At 47.9% G+C, this 9,773-nt stretch carries 10 protein-coding genes; 5 read left to right on the top strand and 5 right to left on the bottom strand.

Going from position 1 to position 9,773, the window contains the following annotated elements:
• Together RMO35_RS14025 and RMO35_RS14020 are read right to left on the bottom strand one after the other, a co-directional pair.
• Nucleotides 1-899 (bottom strand): M1 family aminopeptidase (locus tag RMO35_RS14025; RefSeq protein WP_309741926.1); only part of this gene is annotated, 899 nt, incomplete at its 3' end.
• Between the two features lie 116 nt (nucleotides 900-1,015).
• Nucleotides 1,016-1,804 carry an MlaE family lipid ABC transporter permease subunit gene (locus RMO35_RS14020; RefSeq protein WP_309741925.1) on the bottom strand — a complete coding sequence of 263 codons (789 nt, stop codon included), beginning with the start codon at nucleotides 1,802-1,804 and terminating at the stop codon, nucleotides 1,016-1,018.
• A 182-nt stretch (nucleotides 1,805-1,986) separates the two neighbouring features.
• Here RMO35_RS14020 and RMO35_RS14015 point away from each other — a divergent pair, with 182 nt between their 5' ends.
• Nucleotides 1,987-2,364 (top strand): DUF4870 domain-containing protein, encoded by a 378-nt coding sequence (locus RMO35_RS14015; protein WP_309741924.1) that lies wholly within the window; start codon nucleotides 1,987-1,989, stop codon nucleotides 2,362-2,364.
• 327 nt (nucleotides 2,365-2,691) lie between these two features.
• Here RMO35_RS14015 and rpmF read toward each other — a convergent pair whose 3' ends face one another.
• On the bottom strand, nucleotides 2,692-2,868 hold the full coding sequence (rpmF, locus tag RMO35_RS14010; protein WP_295619862.1) for a 50S ribosomal protein L32: 177 nt from the start codon (nucleotides 2,866-2,868) through the stop codon (nucleotides 2,692-2,694).
• Between the two features lie 331 nt (nucleotides 2,869-3,199).
• On the opposite strand from rpmF, the gene RMO35_RS14005 reads away from it, so the two are divergent.
• Complete coding sequence (locus RMO35_RS14005; RefSeq protein WP_309741923.1) at nucleotides 3,200-4,438, top strand: hypothetical protein; 1,239 nt, start codon at nucleotides 3,200-3,202, stop codon at nucleotides 4,436-4,438.
• A 234-nt stretch (nucleotides 4,439-4,672) separates the two neighbouring features.
• Nucleotides 4,673-6,319 (top strand): protein kinase domain-containing protein, encoded by a 1,647-nt coding sequence (locus tag RMO35_RS14000; RefSeq protein WP_309741922.1) that lies wholly within the window; start codon nucleotides 4,673-4,675, stop codon nucleotides 6,317-6,319.
• A 104-nt stretch (nucleotides 6,320-6,423) separates the two neighbouring features.
• Here the strand turns inward: RMO35_RS14000 and RMO35_RS13995 are convergent, their stop codons facing one another.
• Together RMO35_RS13995 and RMO35_RS13990 are read right to left on the bottom strand one after the other, a co-directional pair.
• Nucleotides 6,424-7,227 carry a Uma2 family endonuclease gene (locus RMO35_RS13995; protein ID WP_309741921.1) on the bottom strand — a complete coding sequence of 268 codons (804 nt, stop codon included), beginning with the start codon at nucleotides 7,225-7,227 and terminating at the stop codon, nucleotides 6,424-6,426.
• Between the two features lie 238 nt (nucleotides 7,228-7,465).
• A complete protein-coding gene (locus tag RMO35_RS13990) occupies nucleotides 7,466-8,515 on the bottom strand; it encodes a J domain-containing protein (RefSeq protein WP_309741919.1) in 1,050 nt (349 codons plus the stop codon).
• Between the two features lie 101 nt (nucleotides 8,516-8,616).
• On the opposite strand from RMO35_RS13990, the gene RMO35_RS13985 reads away from it, so the two are divergent.
• Both RMO35_RS13985 and RMO35_RS13980 read left to right on the top strand, forming a co-directional pair.
• On the top strand, nucleotides 8,617-8,760 hold the full coding sequence (locus RMO35_RS13985; protein ID WP_309741917.1) for a hypothetical protein: 144 nt from the start codon (nucleotides 8,617-8,619) through the stop codon (nucleotides 8,758-8,760).
• A gap of 149 nt (nucleotides 8,761-8,909) precedes the next feature.
• Nucleotides 8,910-9,773: serine protease (locus RMO35_RS13980; protein ID WP_309741915.1), on the top strand; the 864-nt coding region annotated here is incomplete at its 3' end.

Here is a 9,773-nt window from a genome sequence, read left to right as displayed (position 1 = left end):
TTATCTAAAGATGCCCGTTTATCTAACAAGCACCGATCCATTAATAACGTAGTAGAAGTATTCTCCATCCCACCAAAGATGAAATCAGCAACGCAAACTTGGGCGTATTTAGGAAAGGGATAAGGATAACCAAACTTCTTGCTAAAGAACTCAATCATCTGCGGAGTTTTACCCATACTCAGCTTTGCTGATTCTTCTAGTCCTTGCTCCACATAATAAGTAACTGGCTTACCATTCCAACTATCAGCAATCTCGCTAAACCTGCCAACCGCTAACGTCATCAAATATGTCGGGTGAATCTCCTTTTGCATCCATTGATAAACCCGATCTTCACCGAACATAGTCTGTTCGACTAATTCACCATTAGAAATCGCCACAAAATCCTTCGGCACCTGCACCCGAATTGCCGAAGTAGCTAGTTGTCCGGGATAGTCAAAACAGGGGAACCAAAACCGCGAATCTTCATCTTCACCCTGCGTCCACACCTGCGTCGGCTTGTCGGGATAATGCTCGTCGGGATGAATAAAATACATCCCCCGCTGCGGGTTATTTACGCCATAATCGATCGTCAGATCCAAGATTTTACCAGCAGTAACATCGACTTTTACGGGAATATGCAATAACTCCCCATCATAATTAAACTCGCATTCAGTACCATCAATTTGGACGCGATCGATTTTCAGATCCACCGCATCGAGCGTCAATGACTCGATCTCACTCCGCACCGGATTGAGCCGAATCGCACAAGTACCGTGGAAACTCGAATTGGGAATGTCCAGCACCAAATCTAGACTGATATGCTCGACCTGTCCGGGTCGATCGGGATTATAATGAGGGCGCGAACCAGGGAGTTGAAAGGATTTGTGTCCGTTACTCTCGTCGAGATGGCTGTAGGGCATAATAGAATCAATAATCCGCTAGTTTGGATATCTAAGGCTTATCTTAAATTATGACGCTCCAAGACTTAGAATCCCAACTGCTCGCCCTGACACCCGCCGAAAAACATCACTCCCGTTCACATCTGTTTATTCGTAGGTACATCGCCAAAGAAGAGCGTAATCGCCAGATCGATCGCAAAAATTGCGATTCCTGAGACAATTACTGCCGCAGTCGCCGACTCGCCAACTTGCTTGACACCACCATAAGTCGTCATGCCCCAACCACACCCAATCGTCCCAATTGCCACCCCGAAGAGGACTCCTTTACAACCCAAAACAATCAAATCGTTGGTTTTTAAAAAGCTGCGCGCTGAATCTAAAAATACCAGTGGTGGTAATTGATAGAGTTGCGCCGCCACAAAAATCCCCCCAGCAATCCCACACACCAAACCCAACACGATCGAAATCGGCACCGTCGCGCCGCAAGCCAAAACTCGTGGCAAAATGAGATAATCGATCGGATCCGTGCGGAGCGTATACAGGGCGTCGATTTGTTCGCTGACTTTCATCGAGCCAATTTCGGCGGCAAACGCCGAACCCACCTGACCCGCAATCACACAAGCCGTCAAAATGGGAGCCAGTTCTCGGCAAAAAGCGATCGCAAACACGCCACCGACCGAACCGAGTGCCCCCATCGGCTCCAACTGTCTGGCGGTCTGAATCGTGAAAATTATCCCCGCCATAAAATTACTCAACAGCACGGGAATCATCGCTGCGGGGCCTGTTTTGAACGAGTGTTCGGAGATCTTATGCCAGCAAGTTTTACCTTGAATTAGATGCAGCCAAACTTGACCGAGCAGAAGGACTGTAAAGCCAAATCGTCTATATGCGTAGGGATGAGAGTTTGCGCCAGATCTGGGAGCCATGTGACAGAGGTGTGGGAAAGCTGTGCAGAAGTCACTCTATTATATGAAAGTCGCTTGGGGGAGAATGTTTCCACTCCACATCTGGCGGATTTCCACACGGGGAAAACGTACTACTAACCCACTGTAAGCTATGCTAGAGTATACATGCAGATTTAAGTCTAGATTACTGTAGAGGATTGGAAATGATTGACTCTGGCGATAGTAGTGGTAGTGGCAAACGGAAACTATTTTCTTTGTTATGCCACGGCTCGATTTTTTTAGGTTCGCTGCTCTTTACTTCGGTAATCCCATTAGTAATTTTGTTACTATTTGACGACCCCGTTATCAAAGCAACTGCCAAAGAAACACTTAATTATCACTTTAATATCTGGCTGTACTTCGCAATTTCGGGGGCATTAGGATTTCTCTTCACTGCCCTAATTGTCACAATTCCCCTCGCTTGGGCGATTGGTGGTTTATTCTTCCTGTTCCACTGGATTCCACCGATTTCCGGAATTCTAGCAACCCTAAATAATCCTAACGAACCTTATCGCTATCCATTTATTTGGAGATTACTATAACTTAATTCAAATCGATGGTGTAGAGAAAATTGAGTCTTTACACCATTTTTTTGCTCGATTGGTTGAGCCAGCTCGATCGGATTTAGCTGAAATCGACGTTGACTTGGTACGACTTGTAAGTCTAATTGTTGGCGATTGGACTCAGTTATCAATTAATTTAACAGCGATCGAATTTGGCGATTGGCTAATCCCCACAACTATAATTGCTCCTGAGTAATCTCGATGTGGGGGATTTGCCCTGGGAACTAGATTGCCATTGCGCCAGATCGCGAGCTGGTATGAAGCTAATCGGGACGGCGATCGCATTGCGGCGATCCTACCGAGCGATTATTCGGCAGCGTCTTCTTCATCAGGCTGAGGATATACAAAACTAGTAGATCTGCCCGTCAGGACTGATTTACCTAATGAGAGGGCTTTTTTGGCTTGGATTGCCGCTTTATTGCGCCAAGTGGCACGGCGTTTGTCACGCTTGGATTTTGACGTTTTCTTCTTAGGAACTGCCATTGTGAGTATATTTATTTAGGCACAGCCTTCCTAGTATATCAGAATCGAACTCGATCCCTAGCCGATCTCGCGTTAGCGATCGCGAATGAGCCGCACCTACGATCGTTAAAAGCTGTGGGGGTCTAGATTACACCACCCAACTGCACACTTTATCTCAGTCAAAACACTCAAAATTGTCCGACCCACTGCCAGATCTCAAATGCGACTGGATAGAATTGGGGGACAAAGATGCAATTGTTAGTTATTGTATCAAAATGGTAGCTACTTCCAAGCAGTACTCAAGCTTGGCTTCCCCAACTCTTTATCGCTGAATTTTGGCTGGTGTGACCCTATGGCAGACACAAATCATATACCCGATCGAACTTTAAATCTCACCGCTGAAGAACTCCAAATTGTTGGATATTTTGTCCGGGGTCAAAAACACTCCCTCTCCAGCCCAAACTTGAAGCTAGAATACACGGAAACCTCAATTAGGTTGAGCGATTGCCAAGGCAAATTAATCGGGATTAGCAAACAAGTCAACCAGTGGCAACGTAAAGTTCTAATTGCCAATAGCTCTGAGTATCGACAGCCGATCGTGTCAGCTTTGACGGAACTAGGTTTTATCGATCGCCAAAAATCATCGCATCCAGAATTTACCGAGCATCATTATTATCAACTGCCAGAGTCATATAAACTCAACTATACTGAGACGATCGAACTGTGGAAAGTATGGTGGAATAACAAACGCTATCAACTCAATCTACCCAAACCCCCGATCGATGTCCTCACTTTTACCAAAGGCAACTGGTATCTAATTCGCGACTTACAACCCAAGCAGGGCACTTTTATCATCCGCACCGAGCGAGGTGAAATTGCGATCGAGCCGGATGAATATATCGTGTGGATCGATGCGATCGTCATTACCCACAGTGACTCATTACCACTGACGCCACTCCCCTCATCGGCATCCATATCCACTCTCTCCGCTCAGCTTGACAACGATCGGGACACGGATGGTCAGGATCGGGAAGAGATCGATCTAGAGTCATATCTCAATACTTTTAATACTGAGGATACCGAAGATATCGATCGGATTGAAGGCATCTATAATATCAACGAACTGCTCAGTGGCAACCAGGTTTTTGAGGATATTTTGCCGCCCGAGCCAGCTCCACAGCCTGCGGACGTCACCCCACCAGTACCAGTCGCCGAGCCAGCGCCAAGTGTAGCGCCACCAGTTGCGCCTGCGGCAACTGTAGAAGTGTCCGTTGCGCCACCAGTCGCGCCTGCGGCAAGTGTAGAACCGTCCGTTGCGGCACCAGTTGCGCCTGCGGCAAGTGTAGAAGTGTCCGTTGCGCCCCCAACCTCAGTGCCAACTTTGTCGATCTCGCAGCGCCAAGCGGCACTTAGAGACAAGGCGATGCAGGTGCTGGCAAGTTACTTAGAAAATGGCGATCGGATTACGCACACGGAAATATTGAAAAATGGTCAAGGTCAAGAGTTAAATCGCAAGATCGTGAACATTCAGCGGGGGTGCCCGAGTTGGGCGATCGAGCAGATCGCCCAACTGCGATCTCATCAATTTTAGACGCCACTAAAACTCAAAAATTTCGTCAAAGTTATTGTCATAGTTTGCGTGATGCGGAGTGCGGCATTCACTCCCGAATGGAATCTAGTCAGAAATTACCTGACTAGAATTATTTCAGGCTCATAATTCACTATTCACTATTCACTATCCACTATCCACTATGAGTAGGAATAGACTCCCGAGAATTGGCAAATCAGGGTAAAGTTGAGATATCTGAGGAGATGGATTTATCAAATGATCGGTCAGTTACTAGCGGGACACTATCGCGTACTCCAAATTTTAGGAATTGGGGGATTCGGTCAAACATATATCACCGAAGACTTGCATTTACCTGGAAATCCGAAATGCGTACTCAAACATCTCAAACCAGCCAGTACGGATCGATCGGTACTAGATATCGCGCGCAAACTGTTTGAAAAAGAGGCGATCGTTTTACAGCAACTGGGAAATCACGATCGCATCCCCCGGTTACTGGCTTATTTTGAAGAAGAACAAGAATTTTATTTAGTTCAAGAATACGTCCCCGGGCATCCCCTCTCGACGGAGCTACCAACGGGGACAAAATGGAGCGAGCAGCAGACGATCGAACTACTCCAAGAGATTTTGGAGATCTTGGTATTTATCCATGCGCAGGGCGTGATTCATCGCGATATTAAGCCCGATAATATCATGCGCCGCAATCTCGACCGCAGGTTGATTTTGATTGACTTTGGGGCGATCAAACAAGTTCGCAATCAACAGTTATTGCCGGGACAACAGACGATGACCGTCGCGATCGGCACACCGGGCTATATGCCGATCGAGCAAGCCTCCGGCAATCCTCGCCCCAGTAGCGATCTCTATGCCTTGGGGGCGATCGGGATTCAGGCGCTAACGGGTGTCAATCCTTACGATCTGCCCACAGACGATCGCACTGGCGAACTCAAATGGGAGCATCTGACTGTCGCTAATCCGCGCCTAGTTGCCATTGTCGGGCGGATGACCCGCTATCACTTCAAAGATCGCTACCATACCGCTCAAGAGGCGCTAGCTGCCGTTAACGCCCTAGTTACGGGCACATTTGCGCCCCAAGAAACTTACGTGCAGACACCACGACCTGTGACTGCGCCCCAGTATCGCCCAGCCGCCACCGTTGTCGCTCCGGGTGTAACTGTCCCTACCACTGCACCACAGCCGATCGCGCCCACGCCCAAGCGAGGTTTTCCGCCCTTATTTGGTGGCATCGCCCTGATTTTGGCAGCAGTGGGCAGCTTTATCTTACTTAGCAATAACTTCTTTGCTGGGCGCAATTTTGAGACCGATCTCCAGACCGATCTGTGTCGGGTCGCCACTCCTACCGATTTACCCACGACTAGAGTGCGATCGGCACCCCAACGCGATGCCAAAATTCAAGCTAATTTAGCGCGGGGGACGCGGGTGGTGTATCTCGCCGAACGAGACGCTTTTATCCAGATCCAGATGGCCGATCGTTCGACGGGCTGGGTATTTAATAATCAGGTCGCTGGGTGCAATGTCCCATCTGCCACACCGACGCCCAAACCGAGTCCCACGCCAGATATCGTCGCTCCCAAACCGACACCTAGATCGACACCTAGAGTACGCCGCACCCCTACCCCCGCGCCTACGCCTACCCCCTCAGCAACGCCAACCCCCACGCCAACACCATCCGAGTCGCCCATCCCGATCGATGTACCGACACCAACACCTACAATTACCCCAACGCCCTCACCTTCACTAGCACCGCTCCCAATTCCGGTCTATCCGCCCAGATCGCGCCCCACTCCCGATCCCAGTCCAGCTCCAACTACCTCGCCATCACCGACAACCAACGATACCGATAACCCCTCAGATAAACCAGCCGATTCTACCCCGTTGTGGTAGTCAAGCTACATTAGACTTCCTGCGAAAGTCAGGCTTTAGGCTTTCAGTGTGCCTACGCCAACGGCTACCGCTCACCGATCGGCTTTAGGCTTGAGCGGATGCGCTCAAGTAAGATCGTTGGGATCGAGACCTTTGGCGCGGAGATAGGCGATTAATTTTTCCTTCTCCTCACGTTCTCGATCGGCTCTTTGGGATTCCTGCTCGGCGCGTTGGGATTCCTGCTCGGCGCGTTGGGACTCCTGCTCGGCTCTCTGGCGTTCGGCTTCAATTTGTTCTACCGCCCAAGGCAAGATTGCGGAAGACTGGTGCCACCACCGCAGCCAATAGCCGCTGCGATCGGTTTTAGTTCCCTTCCAAGTTCCTAAATACAAGTCGATTTCTGGCAACCAATGACGACCGTTTTCATCGGGTTGTTCTAGTTCGTATTTGCCGTTTTGGAGTCGGTAAAATTCCAATAATCCAGCTTTCGGCTCGAAGATGACATAAATCGGTACCTGCAATATTTGCTCGTAAAAAAACCATTTCTCAGGGGGATAAGTGGGTTTGACTGAGTACTCGCCGCCTTCGGTTTCGGAGAGAAATTCCATGACGATGAGGGGTAAGTCGCCCTCTAGGTTGGGAGTGTAGCTATTGCGAGCGGCTAATTGCTCTCTGACGCTAGGGACATACAACCAATCTGGTGCTTTGATGACTAATTCTCCATTCACCGTCGCACAGAGGCCGAAATTAGTAGCAATCAACATCTGGGGTTGAATGCGTTGGGCGATTTCGAGGCTTTCTCGCAATGCGCCTGCGATTAATGGTTGTCCGTTATTTTCCACAGGTTCGTCCTCTAGCTTAAATCCAGCAGGAAGGGGTTCCCATGTGATTTCTAGTGGTTGTCGGTTAATCTTGAGTTGAGTTGTCATATATGCAACCTTACCTTATCGATTTCTATTTCTATTTTAACTGATACTCGACAACGTTTACAATCGCAATATCTCGCTCGAAGTTGCCGATCGAAATAGGTATAACGCCTCCCTATAAATGGGTAAATCGAACAAGATTATCGATGGCTTCAATCCTCTGTCCTTTGAATCGGTAGACGCTACAAAGGACAAAGGACAGGTAATTATTAATTATTAATTATTAATTATTGAAATGGTGCTAAAATTTAGAAAATAACTCCATCAACAACTCTTCAGCGGATACTTGTTGGATTTGTTGGAAGACAGCAGGGCCTTTCATAAAGTCTTTGATTGTCATCTTTTTATCGCGGAAATCTACCACAAATTGATAAACTTCGGCGATAGTTTGAATTTGGGATTCGGTTTGGGCGACCATTTCGCCGATCGGATCGACACCCGATTTGGTTAGCTTTTTATACTCTGCCACGATCGATCCTTCGGGCGTACTTTTAGTGATGCGGATTTCTTGTTTGAGATTGGCGTGTTGCAGATTGAGAAATTCATTTTCTTGTTCGATCCGCGCACAGCGTCGCGTCAGATCGTCTTCATTATCGCGATCGATAAGTTCGCCCATCTGATGCTGTTTCTCGATCGCGAGTAATTTTGCCAGATCTCCTGATTGATAAGCCTGATTGATTTCTTTCATGACTTCAGTATGATAGTCGCGATCTTTGTCATCACTAACTTTATCGGGATGAAAGACATCGGCTAAGCGTAAATAAATCTGGCGAATCTTTTTTAATTCATCGCGATCGATCGGGGGTGGATCTAGTTCGGCGCGATCGTAATTGTGCGCTTGTTGGCGTCCGAAGACTTCCTCTGCATCCCACTCATCATCGTCATCTGCTGGCTCGTCATCCATTTCGTAGCGACTGGGACTGGGACTAATCAATCCTGAGATTTGGAGCGTATAATAAATTTTCTCGATGTTCTTACGAGTTTGTTTGCCTAGTTTCTTACCAGTAAAAATCTCGGTAAAAACAGCATGAATTTTGGCGTCAATTTCTAAGAGTTGCTGGAGAATCGGCGCACTTCTTTGAGCCACTTCTAAGCCGATTTCCTGGATCCGATCGAGCAAATTATTTAGCTCGGTACGTTTTTTCTCGATTTGCTTGAGTAACTTTTCGTTGTCCCGTTCTAAAAATTCCAGCCGGATGCGAAGATCGGAGATGGCTAGCCCATCAGAGCTAGATGCAACAGCCGGATCGGCACTTGGGCGCAAGGGTGTGGATTTGGATTTTCGAGCCATAAAACGGGTACTTTGGGTTGAGATGGCAACTGCACTATTCTAATCCAGTTAATCGATCGGGTGTTAAGTCGATCGAGCGTTTCAGCGATAAATGTGCAGTGGTGCCCAGTGTGTATCCTGTCGGCGCACCTCGACTCGATATTACCACAATCCAATTACTCTGGACTGTCGGCGCGATCGCCTTAAATCATGACGTGACGTGCTACTTTAATATGTCCATTGACTTGTCGGACTGCTTGGATTAGATGATGGTTTTCACGATCTTGCTTGCTGGTTGATGGTTCTTGATATTTAGCAGCATTCTCGCGGTGCCGAATGCTGTTACTATCGGCTAGTGTAAAGCAGTTGAGTGTTGACTGTTGTCGATTGTTACTTGGGTAATTTAATCATAGTTATGGATAGAATTGGATCGATGTTACCAGACAAACCCGCGAATTTGGTGCGGAGCTGGCTGCGGCTTGACTGTATTTTGCTACTTGGGGCGATGGTGTTGTCATGTCAATCGGCGATGGCATTGTCAGCAGTAGAGGTTGGCAAAATTGCCAAATCGGTGACAGTCTCGATCGATAGTAATGATGCTGTCGGTTCTGGTGTGGTAATCAGAAAAGAAGGCAGCACTTATACCGTCCTCACCGCCGCCCACGTCGTCCGAGATCGCCAAGCGCAGTTTAAAATCACAACTCCCGACGGCAAAAATTATCCCTTAGTTGCCACTAATATTAAAGCCACTACCGATGCAGATTTGGCGATCGTTAAATTTCAAAGTGCGGCTAACTATCCGATCGCTAAATTAGGCAATGTCGAGACAGTCAGTGAAGGTTCGATCGTCTATGTTTCGGGATTTCCCCTGGCGACAACGGCGATTACGACGTCGATTTACAATTTTACCGAAGGTAAAGTTACCGCCAATGCCAATCGCCCTTTAGCAGGTGGCTATTCGTTAGTTTATAGTAATAATACTCTCCCCGGTATGAGTGGAGGGCCAGTCTTTAATGAAGCTGGGGAAACGATCGCCATCCACGGCAAAGGCGATGTACAGCAGTCCGAGCGAGCTTCGGATATCAATAACAATATTCGGATCAAAACTGGGTTTAATTTGGGGATTCCGACGAATACTTTTATGCGCTTGGCGGGAAAACTCGGCGTTAATTTCGGTAGCAAGCCACCGATAGTTGTCGCGACAAATATTCCCAAACCGCCCCAAGCTGCGGACTTATTCTTGATTGGTGTCGATCGCTTCAATCGCGGCAATATCGGC

The organism is Chamaesiphon sp. OTE_20_metabat_361, from assembly GCF_031364565.1.
The sequence above is the reverse complement of the archived record's forward strand: the minus strand, read 5'-3'. Positions and strand labels throughout refer to the sequence as shown.